The organism is Micromonospora sp. WMMD964, from assembly GCF_029581455.1.
GTDB lineage: Bacteria > Actinomycetota > Actinomycetes > Mycobacteriales > Micromonosporaceae > Micromonospora.
On record NZ_CP120860.1, the window covers coordinates 1,988,806 to 2,002,994 of the forward strand.

Annotated in this window: 15 protein-coding genes; all 15 read left to right on the forward strand. The window is 72.9% G+C overall.

Features of this window, described 5'->3' with window-relative positions; translation table 11 throughout:
* Positions 1-185 precede the first annotated feature (185 nt).
* The 15 genes from eno (at position 186) to O7616_RS09425 (ending at position 14,099) form a co-directional block, all read left to right on the forward strand.
* On the forward strand, positions 186-1,469 hold the full coding sequence (eno, locus tag O7616_RS09355) for a phosphopyruvate hydratase (RefSeq protein WP_282262535.1): 1,284 nt from the start codon (positions 186-188) through the stop codon (positions 1,467-1,469).
* Between the two features lie 78 nt (positions 1,470-1,547).
* Complete coding sequence (locus O7616_RS09360) at positions 1,548-2,189, forward strand: septum formation initiator family protein (protein WP_282306432.1); 642 nt, start codon at positions 1,548-1,550, stop codon at positions 2,187-2,189.
* A 34-nt stretch (positions 2,190-2,223) separates the two neighbouring features.
* Positions 2,224-2,781 carry a DUF501 domain-containing protein gene (locus O7616_RS09365; protein ID WP_282262534.1) on the forward strand — a complete coding sequence of 186 codons (558 nt, stop codon included), beginning with the start codon at positions 2,224-2,226 and terminating at the stop codon, positions 2,779-2,781.
* Positions 2,778-3,299, forward strand: a complete 522-nt coding sequence (locus tag O7616_RS09370; protein ID WP_282306433.1) for an amino-acid N-acetyltransferase — start codon at positions 2,778-2,780, stop codon at positions 3,297-3,299. The genes O7616_RS09365 and O7616_RS09370 overlap by 4 nt, the downstream gene beginning before the upstream one ends.
* Positions 3,300-3,498: 199 nt before the next feature.
* Positions 3,499-4,539 carry a helix-turn-helix transcriptional regulator gene (locus O7616_RS09375; protein WP_282306434.1) on the forward strand — a complete coding sequence of 347 codons (1,041 nt, stop codon included), beginning with the start codon at positions 3,499-3,501 and terminating at the stop codon, positions 4,537-4,539.
* 22 nt (positions 4,540-4,561) lie between these two features.
* Positions 4,562-5,503 (forward strand): Ppx/GppA phosphatase family protein, encoded by a 942-nt coding sequence (locus O7616_RS09380; protein ID WP_282307576.1) that lies wholly within the window; start codon positions 4,562-4,564, stop codon positions 5,501-5,503.
* Positions 5,504-6,434: 931 nt separating this feature from the next.
* Positions 6,435-6,767, forward strand: coding sequence for a PadR family transcriptional regulator (locus O7616_RS09385; protein WP_074316865.1), 333 nt, complete (start codon positions 6,435-6,437; stop codon positions 6,765-6,767).
* A complete protein-coding gene (locus O7616_RS09390) occupies positions 6,764-7,798 on the forward strand; it encodes a hypothetical protein (RefSeq protein WP_282306438.1) in 1,035 nt (344 codons plus the stop codon). Before O7616_RS09385 ends, O7616_RS09390 begins: the two co-directional genes overlap by 4 nt.
* Positions 7,799-7,929: 131 nt before the next feature.
* Positions 7,930-8,625, forward strand: a complete 696-nt coding sequence (locus O7616_RS09395) for a hypothetical protein (protein WP_282306439.1) — start codon at positions 7,930-7,932, stop codon at positions 8,623-8,625.
* A gap of 227 nt (positions 8,626-8,852) precedes the next feature.
* Positions 8,853-9,539, forward strand: coding sequence for a dienelactone hydrolase family protein (locus tag O7616_RS09400; RefSeq protein ID WP_282306440.1), 687 nt, complete (start codon positions 8,853-8,855; stop codon positions 9,537-9,539).
* Between the two features lie 19 nt (positions 9,540-9,558).
* Entirely contained in the window at positions 9,559-10,272 is a 714-nt protein-coding gene (locus O7616_RS09405; RefSeq protein ID WP_282306441.1) for a uracil-DNA glycosylase, read from the forward strand.
* 20 nt (positions 10,273-10,292) lie between these two features.
* Positions 10,293-11,081, forward strand: a complete 789-nt coding sequence (locus tag O7616_RS09410; RefSeq protein ID WP_282306442.1) for a DUF4129 domain-containing protein — start codon at positions 10,293-10,295, stop codon at positions 11,079-11,081.
* Entirely contained in the window at positions 11,078-11,662 is a 585-nt protein-coding gene (locus O7616_RS09415; protein ID WP_282306443.1) for a hypothetical protein, read from the forward strand. Before O7616_RS09410 ends, O7616_RS09415 begins: the two co-directional genes overlap by 4 nt.
* The gene (locus tag O7616_RS09420; RefSeq protein WP_282262519.1) at positions 11,662-12,669 is read left to right on the forward strand and encodes a MoxR family ATPase; all 1,008 of its coding nucleotides are present in this window, start codon (positions 11,662-11,664) and stop codon (positions 12,667-12,669) included. Before O7616_RS09415 ends, O7616_RS09420 begins: the two co-directional genes overlap by 1 nt.
* Positions 12,669-14,099, forward strand: coding sequence for a DUF58 domain-containing protein (locus tag O7616_RS09425; protein WP_282306444.1), 1,431 nt, complete (start codon positions 12,669-12,671; stop codon positions 14,097-14,099). The genes O7616_RS09420 and O7616_RS09425 overlap by 1 nt, the downstream gene beginning before the upstream one ends.
* Positions 14,100-14,189 lie beyond the last annotated feature (90 nt).

The window sequence follows — 14,189 nt, forward strand, 5'->3', positions numbered from 1 at the left end:
GCAGCGCAAACCCGTTGCCGGTTGACGCCCGGAAATCCGGGAATGTCCGTCAGTGCGGGGCGACTCGGGTGCGCGGGCGACGCCGTGCCGTTTCCCGTGGCCCGATACGCTGCGTTCAACACCTGCCTCAGCCGCACCGTCGCGGCCCACCCACGGACCGGATCACAACAACGAGGAGCGACTCAGTGGCAACCATCGAGGGAATCGTCGCCCGGGAGATTCTCGACTCGCGGGGCAACCCCACGGTCGAGGTCGAGGTCGGCCTGGACGACGGCACGGTGGCTCGCGCCGCAGTGCCCTCCGGCGCCTCCACCGGCGCGTTCGAGGCGATCGAGCTGCGTGACGGTGACGCCGACCGCTACCAGGGCAAGGGCGTGGAGAAGGCGGTCTCCAACGTCGAGGACAAGATCGTCGACCAGATCATCGGGTACGAGGCCAGCGAACAGCGGCTCATCGACCAGAAGATGCTCGACATCGACGGCACCGACAGCAAGTCGGAGCTGGGCGCGAACGCCATCCTGGGGGTCTCCCTGGCGGTGGCGAAGGCCGCTGCCGGCAGCGCCGAGCTGAGCCTCTTCCGCTACCTGGGCGGCCCGAACGCGCACCTCCTGCCGGTGCCGATGATGAACATCCTCAACGGTGGCGCGCACGCCGACTCGAACGTCGACATCCAGGAATTCATGATCGCGCCGATCGGCGCCCCCACCTTCCGCGAGGCGCTGCGCTCCGGCGCGGAGGTCTACCACGCGCTCAAGTCGGTGCTGAAGAAGAAGGGCCTGTCGACCGGCCTCGGTGACGAGGGTGGCTTCGCGCCCAACCTTCCGACGAACGCGGCGGCCCTGGACCTGATCGCCGAGGCGGTCGAGAAGGCCGGCTACCGGCTCGGCAGCGACATCGTGTTCGCGCTCGACGTGGCGGCCACGGAGTTCTTCGACAACGGCACGTACACCTTCGAGGGTGCCGCGAAGTCCGCCGAGGACATGAGCACCTACTACACGAAGCTGGCCGACGAGTACCCGATCGTGTCGATCGAGGACCCGCTGGCCGAGGACGACTGGACCGGCTGGCAGACGCTGACCGCCTCGATCGGCGACCGGGTGCAGATCGTCGGTGACGACCTGTTCGTCACCAACCCGCAGCGCATCGCCCGCGGCATCGCCGAGAAGGCGGCGAACGCGGTCCTGGTCAAGGTCAACCAGATCGGCTCGCTGACCGAGACCCTGGACGCGGTGGACCTGGCCCACCGGGCCGGCTTCAAGTGCATGATGAGCCACCGCTCCGGCGAGACCGAGGACACCACCATCGCCGACCTGGCGGTCGCCACCGGCTGCGGCCAGATCAAGACCGGTGCCCCGGCCCGTTCGGACCGCGTCGCCAAGTACAACCAGCTGCTCCGGATCGAGGAGGAGCTGGCCGACGCGGCGCGCTACGCCGGTGCGGGCGCGTTCCCGCGTTACCGTTCGGCCTGAGACGCTGCCGGGAAGCCCCGCCGCGGGGCTTCCCGACGAACTCCGTAACGCACGAAGCCTCGGGGGAGGGGTGTGACGATGCAGCAGCGCCGCACACCGGGTGGTCAGCGTCCCGCCCGTCGGCCGGGTCAGTCCGGTCGGCCGGGCGGTGGCCGCTCCACGCGGGGGTCGGTGCGGGAGACCGGCGTACGCGCCGAACCCCGTGCCGCCGCCGGTCGGGCGCCGGGTGCCGCCCGGGGCGCCGAGGGCGTCCGCTCGGCGAACCGCCCGGCCGCCGCTCGGCGTACCGCCGCCGGTGGAGCCGTCAAACGGCTCGCCGCACCCCACCCTCGTCGCTTCACCGGTCGGGCCACCGTGCTGTTCGCGGTCCTGATCGCGCTCGCGCTCGCCTACACGTACCCGGTCCGGGTCTACCTCGACCAGCAGGCCGACATCGAGCGGATGGAGGCGGCCCAGGCGGCGCAGGAGGCGGAGATCGCCAAGCTCACCGCCGAGGCGGCCAACTGGAAAGACGACGAGTACATCAAGACGCAGGCTCGGGAGCGGTTCTTCATGGGCGAGCCGGGCGAGAAGATGATGGTGGTGCTGTACGACCCGGAGGGCGCCGCCCGGGACGCCGGGAAGTCGGCCGGTTCGCCGCCCCCGGCCGGGCCCACCACCTGGTACGACACGCTCTGGTCGAGCGTGCAGGCAGCCGACAGCCAGCAGCCGGGCAAGTGAACCACCGATCAGCGCACCAGGAGAGTTGAGCACCGTGACTGTCGTACCACCGTCGGAGCCGGCTGCGGATTCCGTACCCCTGCCGCAGCGGGAGCCGGCCACCGAGGCCGACCTGGCCGCGGTCGCGGCGCAGCTCGGCCGGACGCCCCGGGGCACCCGGGCGGTCGCCCACCGGTGCCCGTGCGGCCTCCCGGATGTGGTGGAGACGACCCCGCGCCTGGCCGACGGCACACCGTTTCCGACGCTCTACTACCTGACCTGCCCCCGGGCCACCGCGGCGTGCAGTCGGCTGGAGTCGGCGGGGCTGATGAAGGAGATGGCGGACCGGCTGACGACCGATCCGGAGTTGGCCGCCCACTACCGCGCCGCGCACGAGGACTACCTGGCCCGTCGGGAGGCGATCGGCGAGGTGCCGGAGATCGCCGGTATCTCGGCCGGCGGGATGCCCGGCCGGGTGAAGTGCCTGCACGTGCACCTGGGGCACGCGCTGGGTGCCGGTCCCGGGGTCAACCCGTTCGGCGACGAGACGTTGGAGCTGGTCGAGCCCTGGTGGGCGGCCGGCCCGTGCGTGGACGTGCCGGCGGGCGAGTGAGCACGCCGACTGCGGACCAGATCACCGTGCGGCGGGCCCGCACCGGTGACGTCCGGGGCATCCGGCGGCTGGTGGACACCTACACCAACGACCGGCGGCTGCTGAGCAAGGCCACCGTCACCCTCTACGAGCAGGTGCAGGAGTTCCGGGTCGCGGTCCGTGCCGAGGACGACGTCGTGGTCGGCTGCGGCGCGCTGCACGTGATGTGGGAGGACCTGGCCGAGATCCGTACGGTCGCGGTGGACCCGTCGTGTCGCGGTCAGCGGATCGGGCACCGGCTGGTCGGCGAGCTGATCGACGCGGCCCGGGAGTTGGGCGTGGCCCGGATCTTCGTGCTGACCTTCGAGACGCGGTTCTTCGGGGCGTTCGGCTTTCAGGAGATCGACGGCGCACCGGTGCCGCAACCCGTGTACGAGCAGCTCCTGCGCTCGTACGACGAGGGTGTCGCGGAGTTCCTGGACCTGGAGCGGGTCAAGCCGAACACGCTCGGCAACACCCGGATGCTGCTGCGCCTGTAGCCGGGTAGGTCGGGGCCGACGGGGGTTGCCCCCGCTCAACACGAGCTGCGGCCCCGACGGTGAGACAGAGCCCCGTCAACACTGCCACCGTCGGGCCGCACGTCGGCCACCCCCCGTCGACCCCGCCGTCCACCCTGCGGGTGACCGACTCGGGAAACAACCCTTTCGGTCCTGGGCGAAGGGAGGCAGGCTGACTCCCATGCTTCGCCTCCATCTCGGGTCGGCGGATCTCTGCCGGGTGCGCTTCGGCGACCGGCTGCACCCGGTCGGCACCGCGCTGCTGGCCGGGCAGTGGCTGCGGGACCCGACCGTCGCGGTGATGGCACCGGCCCTGGCCGAGCGGGCGTCGGCAGTCGAGGGCACGGGGCCGGCCCAGGCCGCGACCGCGATCCTGCGACACCTGTTGCCGGCGCGGGGGCGTCTGCCGGACTTCGTCACGCCCTTCGACGGGGTGGAGTCGCTGACCGCCGGCCTGGAGGCGATCCAGGCGACCCCGGCACCGCGGGTACGCGAGGAGGTCAGCGCCGCGTACGCGGACGTGGCGGCCACCCCTCTGCGGCGACGGTTCGCGGCGGCCGACCCGGAGGTGTTGGACCTGTTCGGCGGGGCCGTCCGCACCTGGTTCGACGCCGTCCTCGCGCCGCACTGGGCCGATCTGGTGTCCGCGTACCGCCAGCAGGTGACCTGCGCCGGTCAGCGGCTGGCGCAGCACGGCCTGACCGGCCTGTTCGCGGGCCTGCACCCGGCGATCCGCTGGCGGGAGCCGGTGCTGGAGATACGGACGTGGTGGGACGGGGACCTGCCGGGCACCGGTCACGGCCTGCTCCTGCTGCCCTCCCCGCTGGCCGGGCCCCGGCCCCGGGTGCTGGTCGAGCCGGGTCGCCCCATCCTGCTGGTCTACCCGGCGGCGATGCCCGTGCGCCCGGCCACCGCCGAGGGTGACGCCCTCGGCCGGCTGCTCGGCGGCACTCGGGCGCTGGTCCTGCGCCGACTGGCGGTCGAGGGCGGGTTGACCACCACCGTGCTGGCCCGGGCGGTCGGGATCAGTCTCTCCTCGGCGTCGGAGCACGCCAGCGCGCTGCGGGCCACCGGCCTGGTGGCCAGCGAACGGGAGGGCGGGGCCGTCCGACATCACCTGACCACGCTCGGGGCGAACCTGCTGCGGGGTGTGTCGGGCGAACAGTGCGCCACGAGTCCCTCGCCGTGCCAGGCCGTCAGGTGGCCGCCCGTCCTGCCGTAGGGTTGCTGCCGTGACGACGCGTGTGGCGGCCATCGACTGCGGGACCAACTCGATCCGACTGTTGGTCGCCGACCTGCCCGACGACTCGGCCGGGTCGCCCGCGCCGCTCGTCGACCTGACCCGACGGATGGAGATCGTCCGGCTCGGTGAGGGCGTGGACCGCACCGGCCGGTTGGCCCCGGAGGCGATCGAACGGACCCGGGTGGCGTTGGCCTCGTACGCCGCGGACATCGAGAAGCTGGGTGCGGACCGGGTCCGCATGTGCGCCACCTCGGCCTCCCGGGACGCCGCCAACGCGGCCGACTTCACCGAGATGGTGCAACGCACCCTCGGTGTCGCTCCCGAGGTGGTCACCGGTGACGAGGAGGCGCGGCTGTCCTTCACCGGTGCGGTGCGCGGGCTCCCGGCCGACGCGAAGGCACCCTTCCTGGTCGTCGACATCGGCGGCGGTTCCACCGAGTTCGTCGTCGGCGATCGGGACGCCGGGGTGCGCGCGGCGATCTCGGTGGACATCGGCTGTGTCCGGATGACCGAGCGGCACCTGCCCGGTGACCCTCCGACGCCCGAGCAGGTCGCCGCCGCGCAGGCCGACATCGCCGCCGCGGTGAACCGGGCGCTCGCCGTGGTGCCCGGCCGCGAAGCCGCCACCCTGGTCGGCCTCGCCGGGTCGGTCACCACAGTGGTCGCCATCGCCCAGAACCTCCAGGAGTACGACCCGGAGCGCATCCACCACGCCCGGGTGTCGTACGAGGCGGTCGCCCAGGTGACGGCGGACCTGCTGGGTCAGACCCGGGCGCAGAGATTGGCGAACCCGGTGATGCACCCGGGCCGGGCCGACGTGATCGGCGCGGGCGCGCTGGTGCTTCGCGTGATCATGGAGCGGGCCGGAATGCCGTCCGTGGTCGCCTCCGAGCACGACATCCTCGACGGCATCGCCTGGAGCCTCCACCCCGCCACCCGCTAGCGGTCTTGATCAACTCGACTTCCCCTGGAACTGCGGGGTCCGCCTCGTCAGGACACCCCGAGTTCACCAAACCCGAGTCGATCTCGCCCGTGTCTGTGCCGCGCGCCCCGCGTCCGTGCCCCGGGTCCGTGCCCCGGGTCGGCGCCCTGGGTCCGCGCCCTGGGTCCGCGCCCTGGGTCGGCGCCCTGGGTCGGCGCCCTGGGTCCGCGCCCTGGGTCCGCGCCCCGGGTCGGCGCCCTGGGTCGGCGCCCCGGGTCCGCGCCCCGGGTCCGCGCCCCGGGTCCGCGCCCCGCGTCCGCGCCAAGATCCGCGCAACTTCCCCGATGTTGCTGCCTGCGGCGCACGGGAGACAGCAACATCCCCGATGTTGCGCGGATCTTCCTCGTCGGGCGGACCTTGACTTCCCTGCACACCCCAAGATCGCGCTCGATCATGGAAGTAGTGGTGAACCTGCAGCGTCGAGGCCACTACATCCTTGATCGAGCACGATCAAATGGCGTCCGCTCGGCGCTCGGCTGTCCGCGCGGAGGTCCCCGTGCTCCGTGCTCGGCCGTCCGCGCCGAGGTCCGTGCCGCGCAGCTCGGCTGTCCGCGCTGCGCAGCTCGGCTGTCCGTGCCGCGCAGCTCGGCTGTCCGTGCCGCGCAGCTCGGCTGTCCGTGCCGCGCAGCTCGGCTGTCCGTGCCGCGCAGCTCGGCTGTCCGCGCGGAGGTCCCCGCGCCGCGCGCCGTTCGGCCGTCCCCGCCGCGCCCCGCCGCGCCCCGCCGCGCCGCGCCCCGCCGCGCCGCGCCCCGCCGCGCCGCGCCGCGCCGCCCTGCGCCGCGCCGCCCTGCGCCGCGCCGCCCTGCGCCCCGCCGCGCCCTGCGCCCCGCCCTCGGGCGTGTCGGAGCGAGATCATTGACGCTACTGCGCATTGCACACTAGTGTCTAATGCGTGGACACCACACAGTTGCTGAAGGGTGTGCTGGACCTGGCCGTCCTGGCCGTGCTTCGAGAGGAGGACGGCTACGGTTACGACATTCTGCGCCGGTTGCGCGAAGCCGGCCTGGAGGAGGTCGGTGACGCCTCGGTCTACGGGACGCTGCGCCGTCTCTTCGCCGCCGGCCTGCTCACCACCTACGTCGTGCCGAGCGAATCCGGGCCGCACCGTAAGTACTACTCACTCAACGCCGCGGGGCGTGACCAGTTGACCCGCTCCGGCAAGCTCTGGCGCTCGTTCGCCACCACAATGGACAGTCTGCTCGACGATCGGGGGATGGCGGCATGACCGTCACGGAGCAGGAGATCACCGACTACGTGGCACGGGTCCGGGCCGCTCTGGCCGACCTGCCGCCCACCCAACGCGACGAGCTGACCGAGGACCTCGCCGACCATCTCGCCGAGGTCGCCGCCGAGTCCGAGGGCACGCTCGTCGAGCGCCTGGGCGAGCCGGAGACGTACGCCGCCGAACTGCGCTCCGCGGCCGGCGCCGCCAGCGCCAGTGGGCGCAACCTCGACCAGCGGGTCGCCACCGCGATGGTCCGGGTCCGCGCCCGGCTGCGCGCGGTCGACGTCCGACTCGGCCCGACGCTCGGGTACGAGACGGCGAGCGAGTTCCTGCGCCTGCTGCGGCCCGCCTGGTGGGTGCTGCGCGGCTACCTGGCGGCGATGCTGGTGACGATGATCAGCACCAATGGGAGCTACGGGCTGCTGCCCCGGTTCGGGGGAGAACTGCTCGCCGGCCTGGTCATGCTCGTCGCGTTCGTGCTCGCCTCCATCTGGATCGGTCGTCGATCCGCCCGGTTGACCGGCTGGCCACGATGGGCGCTGCACGGCGGCACGTTCGTCCTGGTGGTGTTCGCGCTCGCCGCACTCGGCCACGCGGAGGACCGTCTCGATCGCGACTACTACTACGACCAGACCTCGGTCGACAGCCAGTACAGCCAGATCCGGGACGTCTACGTCTACGACCGTGAGGGTCGGCTGGTGGAGGATGCGCGACTCTTCGACCAGAACGGCAACCCGATCCGGCTGGGCTACCCGGTCTGCGGGGGCAACATGGACGAGTACGGCAACCCGCTGCTGCGGCCGTACCCGTACTGCCCGGAGCAGGCGCCCTTCGGGCCCCGCGCCCCGGGGGCGACCGTTCCGCTCACGCCACCGGCCGCTCCGCTGACGACGCCCACCGCCACGCCGGAGCCGAGCGCCAACCCGGGTACGCCCGGCGCGCCACAGCCGAGCGGGACGGTCACCGGCGTGCCTCCGGCCGACCCCACCGGGGCACCGGGTGGGACGCCGACACCGACCCCGACGAGCTGAGCCACGGGTGTGAACTGGATCATGCGGTCGAAGCTGGGAAATGGCTGAACGGACGAGGGGAGCGGGACGGCACCGGAAATCAATGATCGTTACGGTGTCGTCTGCTCATCAACCCCTCGGAAGGAACCACCGTGCCAGAGCAGGTCGCACCGCCCTCCGCGCCCGACGCCGCAGCATCCCAGCCGGCCGTCGAGACGCCGCAGCCGACGTCGGCCCAGCCGCAGACGGCCACGTCGGACGGGCCCGCGTCGGATGCGACCGCGCCCAACACCCCCGCGCCAGACGCGACCGCACCGACCGCACCCGCGCCGACCGCGCCGACCGCACCTGACGCGACCGCGCCGACCGCACCTGACGCGACCGCACCGAACAGCTCCGCTCCGGACGCGGCCGTCCCGGCCGGGACGGAGTCGGATGCGGCCAAGCCGGAGGCGGAGAAGTCCGGCGGCAAGAAGGCGCTGGGCATCATCGGCGCGATCCTCGCTGTCGTCGTCATCGCCGGCCTGAAGTTCGGCATCGCCTCGGCGATCGGCGACTACTTCAACAAGGACGAGACGGCTGACGCCAAGGTCGGCGACTGCATCGCCGAGCTGCCCGAGGTCACCGGGACCGAGCAGGAGGAGGTCACGGGCGCCAAGGTCGTGTCCTGCACCTCCACCGACGCCGCGTACGCCGTGGTCGGTCGGGTGAACGACCAGAGCCAGGCTCAGGCCCAGGCCGGCACCGCCTGCGACCAGTTCTTCAAGGAGGGCGAGGAGGGGTACGTCTTCTCCAGCATCGAGCCGGGCAAGACGGGCTACGTCCTCTGCCTGACCAAGAAGGCCTGACCAAGAAGGTTTGACCACGAAGGCCTGACCAGGGCGATCGGCCGGCATCGACGGCGGCGGGAGCGGATCCCGCCGCCGTCGGCGTACCCGCAGTCACCAGTCGGCGAACAGGAGGTGAATGCCACTGTTCCGGCGTCTTCCCGACGGCCGCGCGGCGTGGCAGGCTACCGGCACGTAGGACCACTGGGCGACCAGCCAACGATGACTGACCGCTAGGAGGACGGCCCATGGGCGAGATGGTGAGCTACCGCAGCAACGGGGGCACGAGCGAGGGGTATCTCGCGATACCCGCCAGCGGAACGGCCAGCCCTGCCGTCGTCGTCATCCAGGAGTGGTGGGGCCTCGTCCCGCACATCCGCTCGGTGGCGGACCGGTTCGCCGAGGCCGGCTTCGTCGCCCTCGCCCCGGACTTCTACCACGGTGAGACGACCAGCGAACCCGACGAGGCGCAGCGACTCCTGATGGCGATGCGGATGGACGAGGCGGCGAAGGACATCGCCGGCGCGGCCGACTATCTCGCCGGGCGGCCCGAGGTCACCGGTAAGGTCGGTGCCGTGGGCTTCTGCGCCGGTGGCAGCCTCGCCCTCTGGTCGGCCACCATCTCCGAGCGGATCGTCGCCACCGCCGGCTTCTATCCCGTGCTGCCCTGGGAGTCGATGCGTCCCGACTGGGCGGACTACGCCGGGAAGGCCGCGGTCATCCACTGCTCCGAAGAGGACGGCACGTCGGCGGCCGAGGGCGTACAAGCCGCGCGCCGGGCCATCGAGGAGGCCGGTGGCGACTGCCACCTCTACGACTACCCGGGCACGTCGCACGCCTTCTTCAACGACGACCGGCCGGAGGCGTTCGACCAGCGCGCCGCCGCCACGGCCTTCGCCCGCACCCTGGAACTCTTCCGGGCCAAGCTTGGCTGAGTCGCGTACCCCGTCACAGGTGGTCGCCCGCGCAGCGCGGGCGACCGACCTGGCCGACCTCGACGCGGGCGTCAGCGACTGTTTCGCCTGTCCCCGGCTGGTCCGGTGGCGGGAGGAGGTGTCCCGCACCCGCCGGGCCGCCTTCCGCGACCAGGAATACTGGGGTCGGCCGGTGCCGGGCTTCGGTGCCGCCGACGCGCGGATCGCGATCCTCGGGTTGGCGCCCGCCGCACACGGCGGCAACCGCACCGGTCGGATCTTCACCGGCGACCGCTCCGGTGACGTGCTGTTCGCCGCGCTGCACCGGGCCGGGCTGGCCAACCAACCGACGAGCGTCGCCGCCGACGACGGGCTCGCGCTGCGCGACCTTCGGATCTTCTCGGCCGTCCGATGTGCGCCGCCGGACAACAAGCCGACCCCCCAGGAACGGGACACCTGCGCGCCCTGGCTGCACCGCGAGGTCGCGCTGATCCGGCCCACGCTGCGCGTCGTGGTCGCGCTGGGAGCCTTCGCCTGGGCCGCGTGGTGGCCGGTGCTCCGTCAGGTGTACGGGCTGCGCCCGCCCAGCCCGCGACCGGCGTTCGGTCATGGGGCACACTGGTCCGGCACAGCCGCTCCGGACCTGCTGGGCAGCTACCACGTCAGCCAGCAGAACACCTTCACCGGGCGGTTGACGCCAAAGATGCTGGACGACGTCTTCGACCAGGCTAAACAGCTGGCCGGGGTGGACTGAGAACGCGTGGGGCGGTGGCGATGACAGACGGAACACGCCCACCCGCGCCGTCACCGGCCGTCGAGTCCGGTGTGTTGCGCCCGGCGCTCGGCCTGCTTCGTCGGTGGTGGCCGGTCGCCGCGGTCGCCGTGCTGCTCGGCGGGGCCGCGATGGCGTCCGCCAACTCGTCGCTCGGGACCAGCCGGATCCCGCCGGCCGCGGAGAACGTCCCCTGGGTGCCCGAGTACCCGACGGTCGAGCCGTCGGCGTCGATCCCGGTCGAGCCACGCGACGCCGGCGAGGCCACCCAGGCGCACATCCCGCAGTGGATCGCCACCGTGGCGATGGTCCTGCTCGGACTGGCCATCCTCGCGGCTCTCGGCTACCTGACCTGGGTGCTGATCCGGGGCGCGCTGCGTCGTACCACCCGGACGCTGCCGACGCAGCGGGCCCGACGTACCGCCGAGGGCACCGCCCGCGAGGTGGTCGCCGCCCTCGACGCCGGCCTGGTGGAGTTGGACGACCGGGACACCGACCCACGGGTGGCGGTGATCGCCTGCTGGGTGCGCCTGGAGGAGGCCGCCGCCGCGGCGGGAGTGCCCCGGCTCGCCGGCGACACCCCCACCGACCTGGTCAGCCGACTGCTGCGCGGCGACCCGGCGGCCGGCGTGCCGGCGATCGTCAGCGCCGACGTGCTGGCCGAGTTCGCGCACGTCTACCGGGAGGCCCGGTACGCCACCCGCCCGGTCGACGAACGCACCCGCGACCAGGCCCGCGCCGCGTTGCGCCGCCTGCGCGGCGAGCTGACCTCGACGGTGGTGACCCCGTGAGCAGCACCAGCATCGACGACCTGCTCGCGTTCGAGGAGGAGGCGGCGCCGTCCGGTCCGCCGGAGCGCCGCTCCCGGTCGGGCCCCGTGCTGCGGATGCTCGGGTGGGCCGCCGCGCTGGTCGCGGTGCTGCTCGTCGGTCTCCGTGCGGTCGGCCTCCAGATCTCACTGCCGGTGCTGATCGCCGGTGTGCTCGCCGTCCTGGCGGTCCGCCGGGTCACCGCCCTGCTCGCGCCGCCACCCCCGTCACCGGCCGGTGCCCGGACGCCTCCGGGGGAGGAGGACGGCAGCTACAACTGGGGTGCCCGGGACGCGCTGCGGACCGCCATCAACCGGTGGGAGTGGCCCCTGGACTGGTCCGCGACCCGACCCGAACGCTTCACCGGCACGGTCCTGCCCCGGATCGGTGAGCTGGCCGACGAGCGGATGCGCCTGAAGCACGGCGTCACCCGCGAGTCGGATCCGGCCCGCGCCCGTGCCCTGCTGGGTGACCGGCTGTGGACGTTCCTGGAGACCCCGCCCCGCCGCACCCCGTCACCGCGCGATCTCGCGCTGATCGTCGCCGAACTGGAGAAAATCTGATGAAGGACGTGGACCGGAGCATCGCCCCCGCCGAGGTCGGTCACCTCGCCCGGGCCGTCCTGGACGCGGTCGGCACCGTCGTGGTCGGCAAGCGGGACGCGTTGGAGCTGGTCCTCGCCGGCATCCTCGCGGGTGGGCACGTCCTGCTGGAAGACCTGCCCGGGTTGGGTAAGACGCTCACCGCGCGCTCGTTCGCCCAGGCGCTCGGGTTGGACTTCCGTCGGTTGCAGTTCACCCCCGACCTACTCCCCGCCGACGTCACCGGATCGTTCCTGTACGACCAGCGCAACGGTGACTTCACCTTCCGGGCCGGTCCGGTCTTCACCAATCTGCTCCTCGCCGACGAGATCAACCGGACGCCGCCGAAGACCCAGTCCGCACTGCTGGAGGCGATGCAGGAGAAGCAGGTCTCGGTCGAGGGTGTGACCTACAAGCTGGACGAGCCGTTCCACGTGCTGGCCACCGCCAACCCGATCGAGTACGAGGGCACCTATCCGCTGCCCGAGGCGCAACTGGACCGGTTCCTGCTCCGGGTCTCGTTCGGCTACCCGCAGCACGAGGAGGAGTGGGAGGTGCTCCGCCGCCGGATGAGCCGTCGCCGCGAGGAGGCGGACATCAAGGCGGTCGTCGACGCCGCCACGCTGCGCGCGATGCAGGCCGCCCTGGAGGACGTGGTGGTGGAGGACTCCATCGGCCGGTACATCGTGGCTCTCACCGCGGCCACCCGGGAGCACCCGTCGGTGCTGGTCGGCGCCTCACCACGTGGTTCGCTGGCGTTGCTGCTGCTGGCCCGGGTGCGCGCCGTCTTCGCCGGACGGGACTACGTGGTGCCGGAGGACGTCAAGGACGTCGCCGCACCCGCCCTGGCCCATCGAATCACCCTGCGCCCGGAGATGTGGTTGCGCCGGGTCGACCCGGCGTTCGTGGTCGGCGAGGTGCTGGAAGGGACCCCGGCCCCGGCGAGCGGCGCGCTGCCCAGCTACGCCGCCGGCGGGCCCCGGCACTGATGACCGAACCGACGGTGTCGAGCCCCACCGAACCGGAACCGGCTGCCGGCTGGGCGCCCACTCCGGCGCTCGGTCGGGCGGTGCTGCTCGCCGGTCTGCTGCTCGTGGCGGGGGTGCTGCTGGGGCGGGTCGACCTGATCGTGCTGGCCGCCCCGTTCGCGCTGGGCACCGCGTACGCGCTGCGTCGCCGTCCCACCGCGCTGCCCCAGGTCTGGATCACCTCGGGTGACGACGGGCCGCTGGTCGAGGGCGGCGACGCGACGGCGGCGGTGAGCGTCGGTAACCCGGACACGGTGGACTACGACCTGGTCGTGCTACGTACCCGGGTGTCGCCGTGGTTGCGGATCCTCCGGGCCGGTTTCGCCCGCGACGAGCCCTCCGCCGACTCGTCGGCGAACAGTGGCGAGTCGGCGGCGGCCGGCGGCACGGGTCGTTCCGCAGCCGACCGACCGTTCGTGACGTCGGTGCCGGTCGCTTCGGCGGTGGACCTGGAGTTGGTCGGCCGTGCCCTGCGCTGGGGCCGGCACCCGATCGGCCCGGCCGGAGCGCGGGTCGCCACGGCGGGCGGCCTGCTCGTTTCCCGCGCGGTGATCGTCGAGCCGGTCCGCGTGCGGGTGTACCCGCGTACCGAGCCGTTCGAGGCGGTGGAGGCGATGCCTCGGGCCGCCGGTCTGGTCGGGGCGCACCACTCGCGGCGTCCCGGTGAGGGCGGTGAGCTGGCCGGCGTACGGGTCTTCGCTCCCGGGGACCGGTTGCGCCGGATCGACTGGCGCGTCTCGCTGCGCGCCCGCCAGTTGCACGTGGCCGCCACCCTCTCCGACCGGGACGCGGAGGTGGTGGTGCTGCTCGACGTGCTCGCCGAGGCGGGCCGCTCCGGTGGGGTGGACGGTGCCGCGTCGGTGCTGGACACCACGGTCCGAGCCACCGCGGCGATCGCCGAGCACTACCTGCACCGCGGCGACCGGGTCTCGCTGCTGGAGTACGGGCCGGCGGCCCGTCGACTCCGCCCGGCGGCGGGGCGACGTCAGTATTTGACAGTCCTGGAGTGGCTGCTCGACATTCACGTCACGGCGTCTTCGCACGAGCCGTACGACCAGGTGTTCGGCCCGCAACTGCTCTCCTCGGACGCGCTGGTGGTGGTGCTCACCCCGCTGCTCGACGAACGGTCGGCGCAGATGCTCGCCCGACTGGCCCGGGCCGGCCGGTTCGTGGTGGCCGTCGACACGTTGCCGACCGACCTGGCGTCGCCGAAGGACCGGGGGTGGGCGGAGGTTGCGTACCGGCTGTGGCGGTTGGACCGCGAGGTCATGATCGGGCAGCTCCGGGAGCACGGCGTACCGGTGGTGCGGTGGGCCGGCGCCGGCAGCCTGGACCAGGTGCTGCGGGATGTGGCGAGGCTGGCGACGGCCCCGAGGGTGGGCGGCCGGTGAGCGCGAGGAGTGAGCTTGCGAGCCCCGCAGTCGCGAACGAAAGGTGCGCGGTGAGCGCGAGGAGTGAGCTTGCGAGCCCCGCAGTCGCGA

Bases quoted from the DNA above. Each gene is read 5' to 3' on its own strand.
- O7616_RS09410 (WP_282306442.1), top strand. From the start codon at position 10,293: ATGACAGACGGAACACGCCCACCCGCGCCGTCACCGGCCGTCGAGTCC.
- O7616_RS09390 (WP_282306438.1), top strand. From the start codon at position 6,764: ATGACCGTCACGGAGCAGGAGATCACCGACTACGTGGCACGGGTCCGG.
- O7616_RS09360 (WP_282306432.1), top strand. From the start codon at position 1,548: ATGCAGCAGCGCCGCACACCGGGTGGTCAGCGTCCCGCCCGTCGGCCG.
- O7616_RS09375 (WP_282306434.1), top strand. From the start codon at position 3,499: ATGCTTCGCCTCCATCTCGGGTCGGCGGATCTCTGCCGGGTGCGCTTC.
- O7616_RS09400 (WP_282306440.1), top strand. From the start codon at position 8,853: ATGGGCGAGATGGTGAGCTACCGCAGCAACGGGGGCACGAGCGAGGGG.
- O7616_RS09420 (WP_282262519.1), top strand. From the start codon at position 11,662: ATGAAGGACGTGGACCGGAGCATCGCCCCCGCCGAGGTCGGTCACCTC.
- O7616_RS09425 (WP_282306444.1), top strand. From the start codon at position 12,669: ATGACCGAACCGACGGTGTCGAGCCCCACCGAACCGGAACCGGCTGCC.